The organism is Microbacterium timonense (genome assembly GCF_900292075.1).
Taxonomy (GTDB): domain Bacteria; phylum Actinomycetota; class Actinomycetes; order Actinomycetales; family Microbacteriaceae; genus Microbacterium; species Microbacterium timonense.
On record NZ_OLMV01000004.1, the window covers coordinates 267,399 to 286,865 of the forward strand.

A 19,467-nucleotide genomic window follows, 5' to 3' on the forward strand; every position below is an offset into this window, starting at 1 on the left:
GGCGTCAGTCCCCTCCCGACATGCGGGCCGACGTCAGATCGAGCCGATAGACGAGCGTCTCGTCCGACGCGTACGACAGCACCCACCGCGGGTCGTCCTCCAGGATGCTCTCGAATCGGTCGAGCGCACCCTCGGGGAGGGTGCCGTAGTACGCGCTGTAGGCGCGCATCTGCTCGGTGATGACGATCAGGGCGGGGCGCTGCTCCCACACGAGACTGTCCGTGAGTCGCGTCACGCGCCGTGGGTCGGCGAACTCCTCGTTCTCCCACCCCGGCCACGACGTCAGCCACATGTCGATGCCGCTGTCGAACTGCTCGTTCGCCCGGACGAAGTCGACGTACTCGGCGACGAGCCGGCCCGGCGCGCCCGGGGCGACGCCGATGGTGAGGGTCGAGGGATCCTCCTCCTTCAGAACCTCGGTGGTCAGGCGCACCGACTCCGGCGTCACCAGGTTCGCGAACCAGCCGCCGTAGGACGTCTGGATCGACGCCAGCGCCACCAGTGCGACGAGAGCCGTCGCGGCGACCTGGGCCGTCCGACGGGCGCGGGGGATCGCCCCGCGGAGCACCCTGGTGAGCGCCGGGGCGATCATGAGCATGCAGCCCGGGATGGAGTAGAGGAAGACGCGGAACAGCGCCTCACCGCCGTAACCTTGCGCGAGCAGGATGAGCGCGGGGGAGAAGGCGACCACGGCGGGCACCACGACGGTCCGCCATTCGCTGCGGCGACGGATGAGCTGTCCCACCACGATCACCGCCGTGGAGATCCAGACGACCGCGGTGATCGACCGCGCAGCCCACGAATTCGCGACCTGAGCGATGCTCGGATGGCCGAGGACCTCGTTACGCGCGGACGGCGTGAGCACGTTGTTCAGCAGGTCGAAGTTGAGCAGCCGCCCGAACTGGCTCACCACATTCAGGTGCATCAGCAGGTATCCGAGCGCGATCGCCGCGAAGATCACGATGAGATAGCGCGGACGCACCCGCCCGAGGAGCGTGAGCACGAAGACCGCGGCGAGCAGCCAGTACGGGGTCAGCTGGTGGGTCACCACGATCGCCGCGAAGATCGGCACCGCCACCCATGCCGCCGCCCTGCTCCGCGGCGACGCGAGCACCAGCGCGACCACGACGATCCCCAGCGCGAACGCGATCGCCTGCGGCGAGAGGTAGTCCTGCCCGACCCAGTTCGCGACGTGCGCTCCGAAGGCCGCCACGAGGGCGGTCGGGTTCGTCAGCCCGTACGTGCGGGCCAGGAAGAACACCGCCGCGGTGAATGCGAGCTGCGAGCCCACGGTGAACCACTGAGCGATCACGATCGTCTCGGAGCCGGTGATCGTGTTCACCCATGCGATGAACGAGAACGCTCCCGGCCAGTTGTGATAGATGTCGGCGGTCACGTCGACCGCGCCGAACCGCTGGATGTAGTCGATCGGTCCGAAGTGCTTGTACGTCCACGAGTACAGCGGTGCATCCGTCGAGACGGCGGTGGGCAGCCGCATCATGAGCACGGTCGCGACCAGCGACACGACCGCGGTGCGCATGGCCCCGACGGCGATGGCGACGCAGAACCCGATGCTCACCAGAGCGATCGACAGCGGGAAGAGCGGACTGGCCGCGGGGACGAGGCCGAAGAGGTTCCAGGGCGCATCGCGCAGACTCGGCAGGGCGATCGCCCACGCCGCGATCGCGATGACGAGGATCGTCGCCGGCAGCACCCATCCACGGCGGCGGACGGGCGGTCCGCCTGTCTGCGGCTGCACCAGCGGACGGGTCGCTGTCGCCGTCATGCCGGCCTCCTCGCCTGGAACGAGACGGCCGCGGCCACGCAGGTGAGCGCCGCCATCACGAGCAGCGCGATGCCCGGATCCCACCACCGGGCGTACACGAGGCCCGTCGTCAGCAGGATGACCGCACTGATGCCGACCGCGGGGATCACGAGGGGCGCGAAATGCTGCGGCAGCACGACCCACGCGCGCAGCAGCGCCCCCGGACCGATGAGGACGAAGATTGCGAGGAACGCGAACGACACCCCCGGTGGAAGGGGAAGCAGCGCGAGCAGCCCGAAAAGGCCGCCGATCGCCGCGACGGCCGCCCAGCACCGCCGCTCGAGCTGCCGGCCGCGGGTCTGCGGCCCGGCGAGCGTGCCGGCCTCGCGCTGCGCGCGCCGCTCGGCGAAATAGGCCCGAGGACCGCCCAGGATGCTGCCGAGCTCGAGCCGCCCCACGCCCTTCGCCTCGTCGGAGAGGACCGCCGCCGCGCCGGACGCGTCGTCCACCGTGCTCATCGGCTTGTTCACCAGTCGCGCGACGGCTCGAGGTGAGCGTGCGAGGGCTGCCCCCACCATTCGCGGCTCCAGCATCACCGTCGCCGCCCACGCGCCGAATCCCCGGCCGTAACCGATCGCCTGCGCGCTCAAGGCGGCGAGGTCGTCGCGGTGACGGTGCCATACCAGCGCGGCCGGCTCGACCACGATCGCGTGCCCGTCGTAGAGGACGCGCACGAACATGTCGAGGTCTTCACCGCCCTTGGTGCGGGTTCCCGCCCCCAGAGCGGTGTCGAATCCGCCGAGACCGAGCACGTGGTCCCTGCGGACGGCGAAGTTGGCCCCGGTGCCGAACTCGCCGACGCAGAACGGGAACATCGGCAGATCTTCCGGCGGGTCGCTCAGCCGGAACACGCGCCCGGTGGTGAGCTTCGACCAGCTCACGCGGGCGTCGAAGTACGCCTGCACGTCGTTGCGCAGCTCGCCGCTCGGCACGACGCCGCTCACGCATCCGATGTCGTCACCGCGGGCGAATCCCGACGCGATCGCCCACAGCCACTGCGGGTCGACGATGACATCGTCGTCGGTGAACGCCACGATGCCGCACGTCGCCGCGCGAAGCCCCGCATTGCGGGCGTGCGACAGGCCGGGGGAGTCCTCCCTGACATAGCGGAATCGGGGGTACTCCTCGGCGAGTAGTTCGCGGGTCTCGTCCGTGGCGGGGGCGTTGTCGACGACGACGACCTCCATGGCCGGGTAGTCCACCGCGGCGATGGCATCGAGCGCCTCGCGCAGGAGCGCCGCACGGTCACGCGTGCACACGACCACCGAGATGGGCCGAGCGGCCGGGCGGGATGCCGCGGGCACGGCCGGCAGCGCGTCGACGGCGTCCGCCAGCGCCGAGGCATCCACAGCGCCGTCGACGACGGGGAGGGTCACGTAACCGCGCACCGAGCCGCGGTCGCGCACCAGGAGGCGAGCGCGGTCGAACAGCTCGCCGGACTCGAGCTCGACGCGATCGGGCACTTCGGCGGCCTCGCGAGCGTCGACGAGACCGACCCACGTGGCCGCGGCCCGGTCAACATCGCCGTGGAGCGACATGGCGGGCGTGAGGGTCAGCGTCGTCATGCGGGTGCCCCTTCCGGACCCAGGGTGCGCGACCGGGTGTCGCGCACGTGATGCAGGCCCACGCTCCCGATGGCGGCGAGAGCGAGGGCGCCGCAGGCGACGGCGATCGCGGCGCCCAGGGCGCCCAGCGTAGGCACGAGAGCGAAGACCAGCGCGAGGAGGATCACGACGTACACCGCGTTGCCACACAGCACCGGACGCACCCGATGGCGTGCTCGCACGAGGGCCGACCAGATGTCGTAGCCGGGACGGATGGTGCTGGCGATCGCGAGCACGCCGACGACGGCCATGCCGTAAAGGGGCGGGTAGTCACGTCCCACGACGAAGAAGAGGACGGGGGTCGCGAGCGTGGCCGCGGCCCCGAGGAGCCCGACGACGCAGGCGATCTTGACGGCGTAGCCGCGCGCCAGGCCGGCGCTCGAGTCGTAGTGGGCTGCCGCGCTGCGGGCGAGCGCGGTCGCGACGCCGACCCCCACGAGGTCCAGGGCAACGCTGAACTGGTACGCGATGGCGAAGATGGCACCTTCGGCCGGGGATGCGAGCGTCGTCACGAAGAACGACAGCGACAGGCCGGCGCACATCACGAACCCGACCGCGGCGGCGTTCTGCGCGACGAAGACGCGGAACGTGCGGCCCAGGGCGCGGTCCCATGTCCGGCCGGTGGGGTGCTCGGACTCCTGCCGGTGCAGGGCGCGGGGGACGAGGACCGCGATGCTCAGGGCCGCCGCAGCCGCTGCCGGCACGATGGTGGCCGTCACGAGCGGCTGCGGCATGCGCGGCTCACCGTACACGAGCAGGGCGAGAAGCCCGAGCTTGACGACGTTGGCCGCGCCGTTGATCAGGAGCGTTCCCCGTGCGTCCGACGCGCCGGCGAGCGCCTGCGCCTGGGTGTTGAACAGGGCCCACGCGACCGTGCACAGGCTGATGCCCGCAACGGTCGCCGCCGGTGGAGCGGAGGTCGGGAGCGCCGTGGCGACGACGACACCGCCGACGGCCCCGAACAGCGCGCCCAGCGCTGCGGTGGTGACGCACGCACGGCGCAGCGCCGCCCACGCGGCACGGCCGCCCAGCGGAAGCATCACCACGAGCGCGCTCCCCGGGCCGTTCGACGCGAGCGCCGCCGCCGCCATCACGATCGCCAGCCGCGATGCCTCCACTCCGACGGCGCCCTGGGGGATCCACAGGGCCGCCAGCATCCAGAAGGCGAACCCCGACAGCGAGGTCGCGGCGTATCCCGACGTCAGCCACAGCGAGTCGCGGGTCACGCGGCGGCGGACCGCCGCGGCAACCGTCGTCATCGTCGCCGCGTCGGGCGCGGGGCTCGTCATGTCGTGACTCCGATCGTCAGTGCCGGACGTACGGCGCCCGCGCGCACGCGCGCGAACCGGCCGCGGACGTATCCGGCACCTGCCAGACCCAGAGATGTGACGACCGCCATCGCGGGAACGACACCGCGCGCCCCGCGACGCAGTTCACGCCACACCGCGGCGGGCAGCACCCGCGAGGCGTACGCCGATTCCGCCGAGAGCGCGTCCTGCCGGCCCACGGTCCGGGCGATCGCCGCCTTGGACAGCCCCTCGCACCAGCTGCGCCGGGCCACATAGGCGAACCGCACGCGGTCCTCACTGACGTGGTGACGCACCCGCGCCGTCGGCTCGTACCACACGATCGCGGAAGGGTCGGCCTGCCGCAGCTTGATGCACACCTCCGTCTCCTCGCAGCCGATCGGGAGCTTGCCGACGCGCCCCGTGTCGGGGTTGAATCCCCCGACCCGCAGGAGCGGGTCCTTGCGGAAGGCCATGGAGCATCCCATGACGTTGCGCACCTCTCCGGCCTGCGTCGGCAGCCCGCGGTAGCTGCATCCGACGATCCACAGCAGCTCGTCCGGCAGCACGGCCGGCGCCGTCCCGGGCCAGATCGGAGCCGCGCTTCCTCCCGTCGCGACGACGGCGGAGTCGTCGAAGGGTGCGACGAGCGTCGCGAGCCAGCCTTCCTCGGCGTACGCGTCGTCGTCGAGGAACGCGACGACGTCGCCCGCGGCGACCCGCAGCGCGGTGTTGCGTCCGGACGACAGCCCACGCGGTCCCTCGTTCGGCATCACGGTGGCATGCGGCCACCGCTCGCGAGCCCGCAGCAGGAGCTCGTCGTTGTGATCGACGACCAGGATGGTCTCGTGCTCAGGCTCCTGCGCGGCGACGGACTCCATCGCCAGCACGAGCTGATCCCAGCGGTCGAGCGTGTAGGCGCAGATGACGACGCTGACCGACATGGGCTTATCCGACCGACCTCGCGGGAACCTCCAAGCGCGACGCGTCCCGCGCCGCCGACGCGCCGATCACCGCCGAGACGCCCGCGGCATCCGGCGCAGGCGTCGCCGAAGCGGCCGGATGCGCGGGAGCGCTGAGCGCGGGGGAGAACTCTGTGCGCACCGTGCGCCGGCGTCCCCACCGCTTCCGGCGCTCGTCGAGAACCGTGCGCAGCACGCGGAGACCGTCGCTGATGGCGTTGAGGTTGCTCTCGCCGTGGATCCGCGGCAGCTCGACGCTCGGCACCTCGACGACGGTGAGGCGGTTCTCGGCGAAGCGGCAGTTCAGGAGCGTCTCGATCTCGAAGCCGTCGCCCCACACCATCTCCCCGTCCGAGCCGGAGATGTCGGCGGGCGGCAGATCCAGCACAGGCAGGATGCGGCGCCAGAAGGCGTTGTAGCCGTAGCAGAGGTCGGAGTACTTCGTGCCGAGCATCACGTTCGTCAGGATGTTGAGACCCTTGTTGCCCAGCTGACGGTGGAACGTGATGTCGTCGCTGGAACCGCCCGGCATGAAGCGGCTTCCCTTGCTGACATCCGCACCGTTCACGAGGGCCTCGACGAAGCGCGGGATCTCGTCGGCGTCGGCGGACCCGTCGGCGTCGAACATGACGATGATGTCGCCGGTGGCGCGCTCGAAGCCGCACACCAGGGCGTTCCCCTTGCCCTTGCGCGTCTGCGTGATCACCTCGACCTCTGGCCGCACCCGGCGGGCGACCTCCGGCGTTCCGTCGACGGAGTGGCCGTCGACGACGATGATCTGATGGACGTCGGGGAGGAGGGGGAGGACGATCTCGAGGTTCTTCGCCTCGTTGCGCGCGGGGACGATGATCGAAATGAGCGGATCGGACTTGTGGGGAGGGGTCACGGGAGTCGCCTTTCGCGGAGAGAGTGCGTCGTCGTTGTGGGGATGCGTGCAGGCCCGGACTCGCCTGCACGCGGCGCTGCGGTCCTGCTGGAACCCCCTCACTCGTTCTCCTCCTGGCGGCGAGCGTCCGGATGGGGCGTTGATTCGACCCTCGCGCGCGGGTGTTTCCTCCGCGTGAACAGCGCACCAGATTCGCGTTAACGCGCGCGTGTCGGGTGTCCCCTTTTCGGAGGACATCAGGGCATTTGCGGCCGAATTCGTCCCCCGTTCGGTGGACACACAGCAAAAGGGAGCACAATGGGCACCGGTAAGGGGAGAACTTCGCGAAGCGGCAGGAATGCCATCGCGCGAACGTCGGCCGAAGGGGGCGCGACAGATGAGAAGCGCTAAGAAGGACACGTCGCAGGCGTCCGCCATGTGCGCCTGCGGGCACGCCCGCGAGGCGCACGAGCACTACCGCCGGGGGACGGAGTGCGCGATCTGCGACGTGACCGTCTGCTCGGCGTTCACGCCGGTCGCCGTCGCCGAATACACCCGCTCCTCCTGACCGCGCCGCTGGCTGTCGACAGCGCGACGCGCGACGACCCGCGCACCATCCGATAGCGTCGGGGGTCGATGGACCCCTCCGCGAATCCGCCCGCCCCGTTGTCGCGCCCGATAATCGCGGGCGTCGTCACCGCACTGGTGGGGGTGACCAGCTCGTTCGCCGTCGTGCTGACCGGGCTGGATGCGGTCGGAGCCTCGCCGCGAGAAGCGGCGAGCGGCCTTCTGGTGCTGTGCCTGACGATGGGCGTGGCATCGATCCTCCTCGCGTGGCGATACCGGATGCCGATCACCGTCGCCTGGTCGACACCGGGCGCCGCGGTGCTCGCAGCCACGGGAGCAGTGGAAGGGGGGTGGCCGGCCGCCGTCGGTGCGTTCCTGGTGACCGCTGGACTCATCCTCCTGACCGCACTGTGGCCGCAGCTCGGCCGGCTGATCGCCCGCACCCCGCCCTCCCTCGCCCAGGCGATGCTGGCGGGCGTCCTTCTTCCGTTGTGTCTGGCACCCGTCTCGGGCATCGTCGTCAATCCGTGGGGCGTCGCACCGGTCGTGCTCACGTGGCTGGTGTTCGTACGGCTGGCGCCGCGGTGGGCGGTGCCGCTCGCCTTCGTCGCGGCATCCGTCGTCGTAGCGGTGGATGTCGCAGTCACCGGCGCGACGGTCGACCCGATGCTGTTCGTGCCGCGGCTCGAGTTGACGATGCCGACACTGACGCCGGAGGCGGTCGTCGGGCTCGCGCTGCCGCTGTTCCTCGTGACGATGGCGTCGCAGAACGTGCCCGGCGTCGCCATCATGCGCAGCTTCGGCTACCAGGTCCCCTGGCGCCCGGCGATGCTCGTGACGGGCCTCGGCACGGCTGTCGCCGCCCCCGCGGGCGGTCACGCGATCAACCTCGCGGCGATCAGCGCCGCGCTGGCGGCCGCGCCCGACGCGGATCCGGACCCGAAGCGCCGGTGGGTCGCCGGCGTGTCGACGGGCGTCAGCGCCATCGTGCTCGGGGCGCTGTCGGCGGCGCTCGTCGCACTGGTGGTGATCGCACCGGATGCCGTCATCGCCGCCGTCGCGGGTATCGCGCTGTTCGGCGCATTCGGCTCGGCCGTGCAGCAGGCGATCGACGACCCCGGAGAGAGGCTCCCCGCGGTCATCACCTTCCTGGTCGCCGCGTCCGGCGTGGCCATCGCGGGCGTCAGCGCGGCATTCTGGGCGCTCGTGGCGGGACTCGTCGTGCGGGAGGTGCTTCACATCGGCCGCCGGCGAGGCTGATGCGGGTCAGTGCAGCGTGCCGCCCGGCTCGGTGGAGTCCGTGACCACGTCGAGGCTGGTGCGCACCGCGACCTCCAGGGCGCGCGCGATGTCGTCGATCGGCAGGGTGGGGAGGTCGGCGCCGCCCGGCGTGTCATCGGGCGCGTGCTCCGTCGACCACGGCACGTGCACGAAGCCGGCGCGCGTCGCCGGTGGTGCCGCATCCAGCGCCGTGAAGAAGACGTGATTGCAGACGAACGTGCCTGCCGAGTACGACACCTCGGCGGGGATGCCCGCCGCCGCGATGCGCCTGACGATCTCCTTCACCGGAACGGTCGCGAAGTGGGCCGTCGCGGCGCCCGGCGCACTCGGCTCGTCGACGGGTTGCGCTCCGTCGTTGTCGGGGATCCGTGCGTCCCTCAGGTTCAGCGCAACGCGCTCCACTCCCACGGCGGCGCGGCCTCCCGCCAGGCCCGCGCCGATCACGACGTCGGGTCGATGCTCGGCCATCAGCTGCCGAAGTCCTCGAGCGGCGCCGTGGAAGGTGACCGGCAGCACGGCGGTGACCAGCTGGTCGGGTCCGTCCCAGCGTGAGGCTACGAGGTGAACGGCCTCGCCCGACGGGTTGGCGGCATCCCCGCCGAAGGGCTCGAAGCCGGTGAGGAGAGCGATCGTCACCGTGACAGGCTACGGGGGCACGAGTTCCACGGATCCGGTCGCGATGTCGACGGACCGCAGCCGCAGTCGGACGGTGGTGCCCGCGGGGAGGTCGACCGCAGCCACCTTGGCGGTGACGGGCGGATCGGTCAGTTGCACGCGCACACCGCCGTTGCGCGCGCCCAGAACGACCGCCTCGAACTCCCGGCCTTCCCGGCCGGACAGGAGAGCGGCCTCGACGCGATCCAGCGTGGCGCCGGCGAGTCGGCTGGCAAGACCATCGCTGCGCCCCATGATCTTCGGCAGGGTCGGCAGGCTCTCGCGCGCCCATCGGGGAACCGCGCGGCCGTTCGCGAGCGCTTCGCAGACGACCAGCGACCAGCGGTCGACCAGCCGTCGCAGCGGTGCGGTGGTGTGAGCGTACGGCGCCCCGATCGCAGCCTGCGCCGGGTCGCTCGGCGGGGCGCCGTCGAAGGCGGCGTATCCGGCGCCGCGGAAGAGTCCCGCCGCCGCGTCGAGGATCGCCAGCGCGGCCGGAGATGTGCGGTCGAGGCCGCGCAGATAGTCGCCGTAGCTCACGTCGTCTTTCCAGGGGATGCCGAGAGCAGCGGTCTGTGCGCGGAACGCGGCGATGTCATCCGGGTCAGCCGCCGGCATCGTGCGCAGGATGCCGACACCGCCCCGCAGCATGATGTCGGCGGCTGCCATGCCGGTCAGCAGTGACACCTGCGCGTTCCAGTCCTCGATCGGCAGCGGCGCGTCGCGTTCCAGCCGGTATCCGCCGTCGTCCGCCACGATGCGGGTCTCGGGGACGTTCAGGCTCGCCCCGCCGCGCTCTGCCTCCCGCGCGAGGCGCTGACCGCCGAACCACTCGAGCGCGTGGAAGGTCGGTGGAGCCGTTCCGCCCGCGACGGCGGCCTGCGCGTCGACGTAGGTCCACTGCGCGCGGGATCTGATCGTGGCGCGCCGCAGCGTCGTCTCGAGGGGGCGCGCGCCCTCGTCGAGCACGAATCGCCACACGAACGCGCGCCGGTCACGGTCGGGGAGGAGCGATGCCGCGTCCTCGCTCAAGACGACCGGGTGCAGCGGAATGCGTCCGTCTGCCGCGTACAGCGTCTGCCCGCGCAGCCGCGCTTCGGCGTCCACCGCTCCGCCCGGCTCGACGAAGGCCGGCACGTCGGCGATCGCGTAGTGCAGCACTGCTCCGGTCGGCGTGCGTTCCAGGTGCAACGCCTGGTCGAGGTCCGTCGCGCCTTCGGGATCGATCGTGAGGAAGTCGACGTCGCGCAGGTCGTCCACCGCTGCCGCGGCGGGTGCGATGGGCACGCCGTCGGCTGCCCGCCGCGCGTCACCTTCCACGTCGGCCGAGAACGCGCCGGGAAGCTCGAGCTCGACGTGCAGCTGAGCAAGCGCCTCGACCAGCTCGCCGTGGACCGACGCGGGGACGATTCGTGGGCGGTGTGCGGGCACCCGCCCAGTGTAGGCACCGGCGTCACCTGTCTCGGCGGCTGCGCGGGCCGGGGGTTCGAGGGCGCCGACTCTCGTCAACGCCCGCAGCTCCTGCCACCGCGCGGGGCCGCGGCATCCCGCGCCCTAGACTTGACCCTCGTGGTCACCCGTCTGTCGCACTTCTTCCTCCGCACACTCCGTGAAGACCCCGCTGACGCCGAGGTCACGAGCCACAAGCTGCTCGTGCGCGCCGGCTACATCCGCCGTGCGGCGCCCGGTGTGTTCACGTGGCTGCCGCTGGGGCTGAAGGTCAAGGCGAGGATCGAAGCGGTCATCCGCGAGGAGATGACGGCCGCCGGGGCCTACGAGGTGCATTTCCCCGCCCTCCTGCCGCGCGAGCCCTACGAGGCATCGGGACGATGGACGTCCTATGGGGACGGCATCTTCCGTCTGCAGGACCGCAAGGGTGCCGACTACCTGCTCGCACCGACGCACGAGGAGATGTTCACCCTCCTCGTGAAGGACCTGTACTCGTCGTACAAGGACCTGCCGCTGACGATCTTCCAGATCCAGGACAAGTACCGCGACGAGGCCCGGCCGCGCGCGGGGCTGCTGCGGGGGCGCGAGTTCACGATGAAGGACGCGTACTCCTTCGACTACACCGACGAGGGACAGGATGCCTCGTACCAGTCGCAGCGCGACGCCTACGAGCGGATCTTCCAGAAGCTCGGCCTGGAGTACGTCATCGTCGCGGCCGACAACGGACTGATGGGCGGCGCGCGCTCCGAGGAGTTCCTGCATCCGACACCCGTCGGCGAAGACACCTTCGTGCGCTCGGCCGGCGGCTACGCTGCCAACGTCGAGGCGTTCACGACGATCGCGCCCGAGCCCGTCCCGTTCGACGGGCTCGGCGCCCCGGTGATCTTCGACTCGCCCGACACGCCGACGATCCAGACGCTCGTCGACCACGCGAACGCACACCTGGAGCCGCCCGTCTCCGGGATCGCGGGGCCGGCGACCGACGGCGCGTCGGAGTGGACGGCCGCGCACACCCTCAAGAACGTGGTCCTCGCCCTGACGCACCTCGACGGCACGCGCGAGCTCGTCATCGTCGGCATCCCGGGCGACCGCGAGGTCGACGACAAGCGCGTCGAAGTCGCGTTCGCGCCCGCGGCGGTCGAGCCGGCCACCGAGCAGGACTTCGAGAACAACCCGCTCCTGGTGAAGGGCTACATCGGACCGTGGTCCGAGACAGGGCCCGTGCTCGGGGAGGACTCCGCCACCGGCATCCGCTACCTCCTCGACCCGCGCGTGGTCGACGGCACGGCGTGGATCACCGGAGCCAACATCGACGAGAAGCACGTCCACACCCTGGTGGCCGGTCGCGACTTCACCGGCGACGGCTTCGTGGAGGTGGCGAACGTCCGCGCCGGTGACCCCGCCCCCGACGGCTCGGGCCCGGTGGAGCTGGCCCGGGGCATGGAGATCGGCCATGTGTTCCAGCTGGGCCGGTTCTTCGCCGAGACGCTCGGGCTCAAGGTCCTCGACGAGAACGGCAAGCTGGTCACCGTCACGATGGGCTCGTACGGCATCGGCGTCACCCGCATCCTGGCGATCATCGCCGAGCTCAACAACGACGACAAGGGCCTGATCTGGCCGACGTCGGTGGCGCCGTTCGACGTGCACGTCGTGGCCACCGGCAAGGACCAGGTCGCCTTCGGCGTCGCGGAATCGCTGTCGGCGCAGCTGGAGGCATCCGGTCTGGATGTGCTGTACGACGACCGGCTCAAGGTCTCGCCGGGCGTGAAGTTCGGCGATGCCGAGCTGGTCGGCGTTCCGCGGATCGTCATCGTAGGCCGCGGAGCCGCCGACGGGCAGGTCGAGCTCTGGGATCGTCGCACCGGGGATCGCGAGGTCGTCCCGGTGGCCGAAGCGGTCGCCCGTCTCGCCGCGCGCTGATCACGCCAGGGGGCTCCGCCCGCCGGCGCGGGCCCGCCCGCCGGCGCGGGCCCGCCCGCCGGCGACCCCAGCGCCCGGGACACGTGGCACGCTGGCTTCATGGCTCCAAGCGACGCGGCAACGATTCCGCACACCGTCACCGAGCAGCTGCGCGCCACGATCGACGCGGCCGGCATCACCGAGAACGTCGACCTCGTCGCCCGCATCCTGGCCACCGGCATCGGACTGGGCATCGATCCGGCGGATCGGCTCGACCTGAAGATCGCCAGCGCTGCCCTCACCGAGATGCGCGCGGCCTTCCAGCTGTTCGCTCCGTACGAGGACGTGCCGAAGGCCACCATCTTCGGGTCGGCCCGCACGCTCCCTGACCACGCGATGTACCGCCAGGCGGCGGAGGTCGCGGCGGCGCTCGCAGGACGCGGCTGGATGGTGGTGACCGGCGCCGGGCCGGGCATCATGCAGGCGGCGGCCGAGGGAGCCGGCCCGCAGAACTCGCTCGGCGTGTCGATCCGGTTGCCGTTCGAAGAGAAACCCAACGCCGTCGTCGGGTCGGGAGCCCGCAACGTCGCCATGAAGTACTTCTTCACCCGCAAGCTGATGCTCGTGAAGGAGTCGCGCGGGTTCGTGTGCGTGCCCGGCGGATTCGGAACCCTCGACGAGATGTTCGAGCTGCTCACGCTGCAGCAGACCGGCAAGGCGGACCCCACGCCGATCGTGCTGCTGGACGCCCCAGGCGGGACGTTCTGGTCGGGGCTGCAGCGCTTCGTCGACGAGCAGCTGCTGCCGACCGGTGTCATCTCGGAAGGCGACTTCGACCGGGTGCTGATCACCGACTCCGTCGCCGCGGCCGTCGACGAGCTCACCGGCTTCTACCGCAACTACGACTCCCTGCGATGGGTCGGCAGGCGTCTGGTGTTGCGATTGAAGGCCGAGCCCACCGATGCCGAGGTCGAGGCGCTGAACGCCCGCTTCGGCGACCTCCTCGCCGAGGGTGCCATCGAGCGCCGCGAACCGCTCCGCGTCGAGCGCGAGGACGATGACCAGCTCGAACTTCCCCGTCTCGTGCTGCGGCTGAACCAGTTCCGCGTGGGCGAGCTACACCGGTTGATCCGCGCCCTGAACCAGCTCGAGTCCGCGCCCGCCGCGTGATTGCGGCGCCCGCGTGTACGGGCGCTGCCGAGGGTGCGGCGCCGAGACTCCGCGCAGCATGAAGGCGTTCTCATGCGGTGGACGCCAGCCGTTCACCGGGGGTTCCGGTAGACGTCGCCGGGCGCCGTGAAGCTGGCGCACGCCGGCGCCATCGCGCATCCGGCAGCACGACCGCCCAGCAGAGAGGACGCCCGTGAGCATCGTCGAAGGATTCCGCCGTTCCCTTCCCCTGGCAGAGCACGCCCGGGGCAAGCGGCTCGCCGTGACCTGCCGGTTGAAGTGCGCGAACGCGTGCCTGGGACCGGAGTGCAACTCGTCCCACAACCCGACGTTCCAGGAAGTGGCATCCGCCGCCCTGTCGCGCCGCGCTCTGCTCGGGCTGGGCGCCGCCGGAGCGCTCGCCATCGCGGTCGGCGGTCTGCGCTCGCAGGCGCCGGTGTCCGCGCCCGGGTCGTCGGGACTCGGCGGCGCCGGTGCGGCGTTCGCCCGGCCGGGCGGCGGCAGCCTTCCCTTCCAGGCGATCTCGCCGGTGAACCGGCTCGTCGACGAGTTCACGGTTCCTGCCGGCTACACCTGGCAGCCGATCATCCGCTGGGGCGACCCTCTCTTCTCCCACGCGCCGGTGTTCGACATCAACGCGCAGTCGGCCGCAGCCCAGTCGCTGCAGTTCGGCTACAACAGCGACTACCTCGACATCGTGGCCGACCCGAGCGGCAAGACCGGGGTGCTCGTCAACAATCACGAGTACTGCAACCCCGGCATCATGTTCCCGCCCTCCAGCGACCCCGCCGAACTGCGCCGACGCGGTGACATCTTCAAGGCCGCGCAGGGCATGTCGGTGGTGGAGGTCGCGCGCAAGCGCACCGGAACGCCATGGTCGTACGTCATCGACGGCAGGCGCAATCGCCGCATCACCGTCGAGACGGTCTTCGAGCTCACCGGCCCGGCTGCCGGCAGCGATCTCGTCAAGACCGTCGCGGATCCGGAGGGCCGCTGGGTGCGCGGAACGCTGGGCAACTGCGCAGGGGGCACCACACCCTGGGGCACGATCCTCTCCGGCGAGGAGAACTTCAACGGCTACTTCGCCTGGGCTGCCGACACTCCCGCGCAGAAGCGCTACCAAGCGACGTCATCCACTTCGACGGAGACCGGCTGGGAGAAGTACGACCCGCGTTTCGACGCACATGACCCGGACTACGTCAACGAGCCGAACCGCTTCGGCTACATCGTCGAGATCGACCCCCAGGACCCCACCTCGACCCCGCGCAAGCACACCGCAATGGGGCGCTTCAAGCACGAGGGTGCGAACGTCATCGTCGCCGAGGACGGTCGCGTGGTCGCCTACATGGGCGATGACGAGCGCAACGACTACCTGTACAAGTTCGTGTCAAAGAACAAGATCTCCGGTTCGCGCAAGAAGAACATGCAGCTGCTGAGCGAAGGCGACCTGTACGTGGCCACGTTCACCGGCAACTCGCCGGCCGGCGAGATCCTCGGCACCGGTGCGCTGCCGAGCGACGGGCAGTTCGACGGGTCGGGACGGTGGATCCCGCTGACCCAGAACGGGAAGAGCGTCGTGCCGGGCTTCACCACCGAAGAGGTCCTCGTCTACACGCGGCTGGCGGCGGACGCCGTGGGCGCGACCAAGATGGACCGTCCCGAGGACGTCGAGCCCAGCCCGAAGACCGGCAAGGTCTACCTCGCGCTGACGAACAATTCGGCGCGCTCGGCCGCCACGCTCGACGAGGCCAACCCGGTGACGGGCAACCGCTATGGCCACGTCGTGGAGCTGACCGAGACCGCGGGTCAAGCCGGCACGACGTTCGGGTGGAGCATCCTGCTCCTCTGCGGCGACCCGGCCGTGTTCGCCAATTCGTACTTCGCCGGCTTTCCCGCAGAGCTGGTGTCGCCGATCTCGTGCCCCGACAACGTCGCCTTCGACTCGGCGGGCAACCTGTGGATCTCCACCGACGGCGCGCCCAGCACCATCGGCTACAACGACGGCCTGTTCCTCGTTCCCCTCGAGGGCGCCGAGCGTGGCCACGTGCAGCAGTTCCTCTCGGTGCCGCGTGAGGCCGAGACGTGCGGGCCGCTCATCCACGACAAGGACGGACTGGTGTTCGTGGCGGTGCAGCACCCGGGCGAAGGAGGCACATTCGCTGCGCCGACGTCGCTGTTCCCGGACTACGGCTCATCCGAACCCGGTGACGTGGCGACCGCGCCGCGCCCGGCGGTCGTGCAGGTCTACCGCGCCTGATCCTGATCCCGGATGCCGCGCCGGCACGTCGGCGCGGCATCCGCGTGCGTCAGCAGGTGACCTTGCCGTGCGACATCGTGCCGTCGGGGGTGTCACGGGTCACGAGCGCCTTGAGCATGCCCGCCGCGGCCACGATCTTCCCGTGCTTGGGCTCCCAGTACTCGCATTCGACGGGGGTGACCCGCAGCAGGACGATGCCGGGGGTGTCCAGTCCGTCCTCGAACCAGATGTCGAGGTCGGGGGAGTACAGCTCCTTCATCTTCGCTTCGTCGCGGACCACCTCGGCGCGGCCGGCGACGGACACGTAACGGTGACCCTTCGAATCCAGGTACGACAATCCGACGTCGTGCTGCGGGTCGGCCTGGGATTCGGCGACCTTCGTCGTCCCCGCCAGGGTGAAGAACCAGAGGTCTCCCGCGTCGTCCATCTGCCGTGTGCTCATGGGCCGGCTCACGAGGTTGCCCGCCGGATCACGGGTAGTCAGCATCGTGAAGTCAATGTCTTCCACCAGTTCCTTCACGCGTGCCATCGCCTCCCGCCCGGTGACGAGATCCTGTTCTGTGTGCGTCATGCCACCACGCTCGCGGCGGCCCCGCCCGTCCGACAGGGCATTGACAGCGCGGATGCCGCGGCTTACCGTCCGGCGGATGCCGCCTGTCGCGGCGGAATCTCCCCGGCCGCGCGTGGCGCGTCACATCCTGGCGAAGCGTGCGCGGGCGACGGTGAACGCACCGTAGGCGAGGAACCCGAGGCCGACGATCCATGCCAACGCGGGACCGAGCGGCAGTGCCAGCAGCGCGTCGACCGCGCCATCGAGGCCTCCGGCCGCCTTCGCGTCGGCGTGGAGCGCCGCGATGACCAGCAGGACTCCGACGACACCCAGCGCGATTCCCTTCGCGATGAAGCCGACGACCCCCAGAGCGCTGAGCGCCCGTCCCAGACCGTTCCGGGGGATGCGCATCCGGTTGCGGAAGCTGCGACGGACTCCCATCACGATGAAGGCGACGCCGCCCGCGCCGATGGCCAGGCCCACGAGGACCAGCACGATGGGGCCGCCCGGGATGTGCAGCAGGCTCCGGCTCGCGCCCTCCGCCGCCCGCTCGCCGTTCGGCCGCGCGCCCATGGCCACGCTTGCGGCGATGACGCCGAGGGCCGCGAACACCACGGCCTGGCCCCACTCCGCCAGTCGCCGGCCCCACTTGTGCGCCGCTCCCTTCATGTCACCGGACGGGTCGTACGCGAGGAGTCCCTCGGTGGCGTGCCAGACGCCCAGCGCCCACAGGCCGATCGCGAGGAGCCATAGCGCGACGAAGCCGGCCGGCGCCCCGGCGACGGCCTTCATGGCCCCGGCCTGATCGCCCTCGCCGTGCCCGCCCGAGGCGATCACGAGCACGATGACCCCGATGAGTCCGTGGACGACACCACTGGCGACATACCCGGCTCGAGCCAGCGCCTCGAACACCGGGTTCGACTCGGCCTTGCGCGCGACATGCTTCGCCTCCGCCTTCACGGGATGCCGCGCGTCCGTGCTCACGACCCTCAAGCTAGACCGTCGCGGGGTCCCGCAGATGGCCCTTGACGCGACAGCACTCGAGTGCCAGCGCCGCAGCTGCGCCGTCGGCGAGAGCGCAGCCCGGCCGGGCCGCCTAACATGGAGCGGATGATCCGCGAGGGCCGTCGCACGCCCGCGTCCGGATGGAGCATCGTTCCTCGCCTGGTCCGCGGGGCTCCGCCGGTCGCGCTGGTCGTCGTGGGTGCGCTGGCCCTGCTGGTGGGCATGCTGATCGTCACGCGCCCGCTGACCTCGCTGCTCCTGCTCACGGTGTACGTCGGCCTGAGTGCGATCTTCACGGGACTGGCGCGCATCTTCTCGGCACCCGAGACGCCGATGTGGTCGCGCATAGCGTTCGGGGGCGCGTGGGTGCTGCTGGGCCTGGCGATCCTCGTCGGCCTGGGCCGCACCCTCGAGCTGCTGCCCGACCTCATCGGGGTGCTCCTCGTGCTCGGCGGCCTGGCCTCGCTCTACGACGCGCTCGCCCGCGGCAGCGTCAGCAGGCGCGTGCTGGCGGCGGTCTGGGGCGGCGCCCAGATCGCGTTCGGCATCCTGTCGTACGCGTGGCCGGACGTGACGATCCTGGTCGTGGCGGTGGTCTTCGGGGTCCGCACGATCGTGTTCGGCGGCACGCTCCTGGTGCGCGCCGTGCGCGCACTCGTCGAGGGCGGGCGCAGCGTGCCGGGCGCCGCGGCGGGGGAGCAACAGCAGAAGGACGCCGCGCGGGCTGATGCGGCATCCCGTCCGCAGCAGACCGGCGTGGCCCGGCGCCGGCGCGCGAGAGCCGTCTGGCTGGCGGCCGGCCGCTACGCCCTCGCGGCGGTGCTCATCGGTCTCGTGTCGGCGGGCTGGTGGGCCAACTCCTGGATCCAGGACGGGGCGCAAGCCGTCGACGCCTTCTACGACCCGCCCGCAGTCGTGCCGTACGAGCACGGCCGACTGATCCGGGTCGATGATTTCGCCGGGCAGAAGCCGCCGGGGGCCGACGTGCACCGCATCCTGTACACCACGCGCGACGCCGTCGGTCAGCCCGCGGTGGCCAGCGCGCTGGTCATCGTGCCGCAGGACGCGCCGGCCGGGCCGCGCCCCGTCGTCTCGTGGAACCACGGCACCACCGGCGTGGCCCGCGGCTGCGCCCCCAGCCTGCGCGACGCGTCGGCCACCAAGTGGGCGATACCGGGGTTGGACCAGGCGGTCGCCCGCGGCTGGGTCGTCGTCGCCTCGGACTATTCGGGCCAGGGGGCGCCCGGGGTCTTCCCCTACCTCATCGGACGTGGTGAGGCGCGTTCCTCACTGGACGCCGTGCTGGCCGCGCGGGAGCTCGAGGACCTCAATCTTTCGCGGCAGACCGTGGTGTGGGGGCACTCCCAGGGCGGGCACGCGGCGCTGTGGACCTCGCAGCTGGCCGAGGACTACGCCCCCGACATCGACGTGCGCGGGACCGCGGTGCTCGCTCCCGCGGCGGAGCCGGTCGAGCTGGCGGAGGAGCTCACCAGCGGCGACGCGAACGCGCTGCTGTCGATCCTCATCTCCTGGGTGCTGGTGCCGTACGCCGACACCTACGACGACGTCGACCTGTCCCGGTACATCGCTCCCGGCGCGGAGGCGATCGTCCGCGAGATGACGCAGCGCTGCCCATCCGAACCCGGTGTGGTGGTGTCGGTGGCGACGGCGCTCGGCGTCTCGGAGGACCGGCCCCTGTACGTCGGAGACCTCACCGCCGGCGCGCTCGGTCGGCGGCTGCAGGACAACACGCCGACCGGTCCATGGGCGCAGCCGATCCTCATCGCCTGGGGGGACAGCGACGAGGTCATCCCGCCGCATCTGCAGCACCAGTTCGTCGAACGACTCTGCGCGCAGGGCGACCGGGTGCGCAGCCTCGAGTACCGCGGGTACGACCACCTGCGCACGCTGCTGCCCGGGTCGCACTTCGTCCCCGTGCTCATCGACTGGACGGACGCCCGTTTCCGCCACGCTGCCACGCACGTCGACGACTGCGTCCGGTGAGCGGCCGCGTTGCGGCGCGCACCGGACTCCCAGGAGCGCCGGACGCGGCATCCGGTAATGTTGGAGGGTTCCGGCGTGCAGCGACGCGC

General features: G+C 71.1%; 15 protein-coding genes. 6 read left to right on the forward strand and 9 right to left on the reverse strand.

Annotated elements, in window-relative coordinates; translation table 11 throughout:
- Nucleotides 1-4: 4 nt before the first annotated feature.
- The 5 genes from C9992_RS13530 to C9992_RS13550 are packed head-to-tail and all read right to left on the reverse strand — an operon-like array spanning nt 5 to nt 6,563.
- Nucleotides 5-1,786 (reverse strand): hypothetical protein, encoded by a 1,782-nt coding sequence (locus tag C9992_RS13530; RefSeq protein WP_106816142.1) that lies wholly within the window; start codon nt 1,784-1,786, stop codon nt 5-7.
- A complete protein-coding gene (locus C9992_RS13535; protein WP_106816143.1) occupies nt 1,783-3,390 on the reverse strand; it encodes a glycosyltransferase family 2 protein in 1,608 nt (535 codons plus the stop codon). Before C9992_RS13535 ends, C9992_RS13530 begins: the two co-directional genes overlap by 4 nt.
- Nucleotides 3,387-4,718 (reverse strand): lipopolysaccharide biosynthesis protein, encoded by a 1,332-nt coding sequence (locus C9992_RS13540; protein ID WP_106816144.1) that lies wholly within the window; start codon nt 4,716-4,718, stop codon nt 3,387-3,389. Before C9992_RS13540 ends, C9992_RS13535 begins: the two co-directional genes overlap by 4 nt.
- Nucleotides 4,715-5,659: a glycosyltransferase family 2 protein gene (locus tag C9992_RS13545; RefSeq protein WP_106816145.1), complete on the reverse strand. Its 945-nt coding sequence runs from the start codon at nt 5,657-5,659 to the stop codon at nt 4,715-4,717. Before C9992_RS13545 ends, C9992_RS13540 begins: the two co-directional genes overlap by 4 nt.
- A 4-nt stretch (nt 5,660-5,663) precedes the next feature.
- Nucleotides 5,664-6,563, reverse strand: a complete 900-nt coding sequence (locus C9992_RS13550; RefSeq protein WP_235008228.1) for a glycosyltransferase family 2 protein — start codon at nt 6,561-6,563, stop codon at nt 5,664-5,666.
- 376 nt (nt 6,564-6,939) lie between these two features.
- Here C9992_RS13550 and C9992_RS18110 point away from each other — a divergent pair, with 376 nt between their 5' ends.
- Together C9992_RS18110 and C9992_RS13555 are read left to right on the forward strand one after the other, a co-directional pair.
- Nucleotides 6,940-7,110, forward strand: coding sequence for a hypothetical protein (locus tag C9992_RS18110; protein WP_160150891.1), 171 nt, complete (start codon nt 6,940-6,942; stop codon nt 7,108-7,110).
- A gap of 68 nt (nt 7,111-7,178) precedes the next feature.
- The gene (locus tag C9992_RS13555; protein ID WP_106816147.1) at nt 7,179-8,369 is read left to right on the forward strand and encodes a benzoate/H(+) symporter BenE family transporter; all 1,191 of its coding nucleotides are present in this window, start codon (nt 7,179-7,181) and stop codon (nt 8,367-8,369) included.
- A 6-nt stretch (nt 8,370-8,375) separates the two neighbouring features.
- Here C9992_RS13555 and pcp read toward each other — a convergent pair whose 3' ends face one another.
- Together pcp and C9992_RS13565 are read right to left on the reverse strand one after the other, a co-directional pair.
- On the reverse strand, nt 8,376-9,026 hold the full coding sequence (gene pcp / locus C9992_RS13560; protein WP_106816149.1) for a pyroglutamyl-peptidase I: 651 nt from the start codon (nt 9,024-9,026) through the stop codon (nt 8,376-8,378).
- 9 nt (nt 9,027-9,035) lie between these two features.
- Nucleotides 9,036-10,475, reverse strand: a complete 1,440-nt coding sequence (locus C9992_RS13565) for an RNB domain-containing ribonuclease (protein ID WP_106816150.1) — start codon at nt 10,473-10,475, stop codon at nt 9,036-9,038.
- 138 nt (nt 10,476-10,613) lie between these two features.
- Here C9992_RS13565 and C9992_RS13570 point away from each other — a divergent pair, with 138 nt between their 5' ends.
- From C9992_RS13570 to C9992_RS13580, 3 genes are all read left to right on the forward strand, one after another.
- Complete coding sequence (locus C9992_RS13570) at nt 10,614-12,413, forward strand: proline--tRNA ligase (protein WP_106816151.1); 1,800 nt, start codon at nt 10,614-10,616, stop codon at nt 12,411-12,413.
- Nucleotides 12,414-12,512: 99 nt separating this feature from the next.
- On the forward strand, nt 12,513-13,562 hold the full coding sequence (locus C9992_RS13575) for an LOG family protein (protein ID WP_106816153.1): 1,050 nt from the start codon (nt 12,513-12,515) through the stop codon (nt 13,560-13,562).
- Nucleotides 13,563-13,755: 193 nt separating this feature from the next.
- A complete protein-coding gene (locus C9992_RS13580; protein ID WP_106816154.1) occupies nt 13,756-15,819 on the forward strand; it encodes a PhoX family protein in 2,064 nt (687 codons plus the stop codon).
- Between the two features lie 49 nt (nt 15,820-15,868).
- Here the strand turns inward: C9992_RS13580 and C9992_RS13585 are convergent, their stop codons facing one another.
- Both C9992_RS13585 and C9992_RS13590 read right to left on the reverse strand, forming a co-directional pair.
- Nucleotides 15,869-16,390: a pyridoxamine 5'-phosphate oxidase family protein gene (locus tag C9992_RS13585; RefSeq protein WP_106816155.1), complete on the reverse strand. Its 522-nt coding sequence runs from the start codon at nt 16,388-16,390 to the stop codon at nt 15,869-15,871.
- Nucleotides 16,391-16,510: 120 nt separating this feature from the next.
- Nucleotides 16,511-17,353 carry a DUF1206 domain-containing protein gene (locus C9992_RS13590; RefSeq protein ID WP_235008229.1) on the reverse strand — a complete coding sequence of 281 codons (843 nt, stop codon included), beginning with the start codon at nt 17,351-17,353 and terminating at the stop codon, nt 16,511-16,513.
- Between the two features lie 126 nt (nt 17,354-17,479).
- Here C9992_RS13590 and C9992_RS13595 point away from each other — a divergent pair, with 126 nt between their 5' ends.
- Nucleotides 17,480-19,378: a lipase family protein gene (locus C9992_RS13595; RefSeq protein WP_106816156.1), complete on the forward strand. Its 1,899-nt coding sequence runs from the start codon at nt 17,480-17,482 to the stop codon at nt 19,376-19,378.
- Nucleotides 19,379-19,467: the final 89 nt, after the last annotated feature.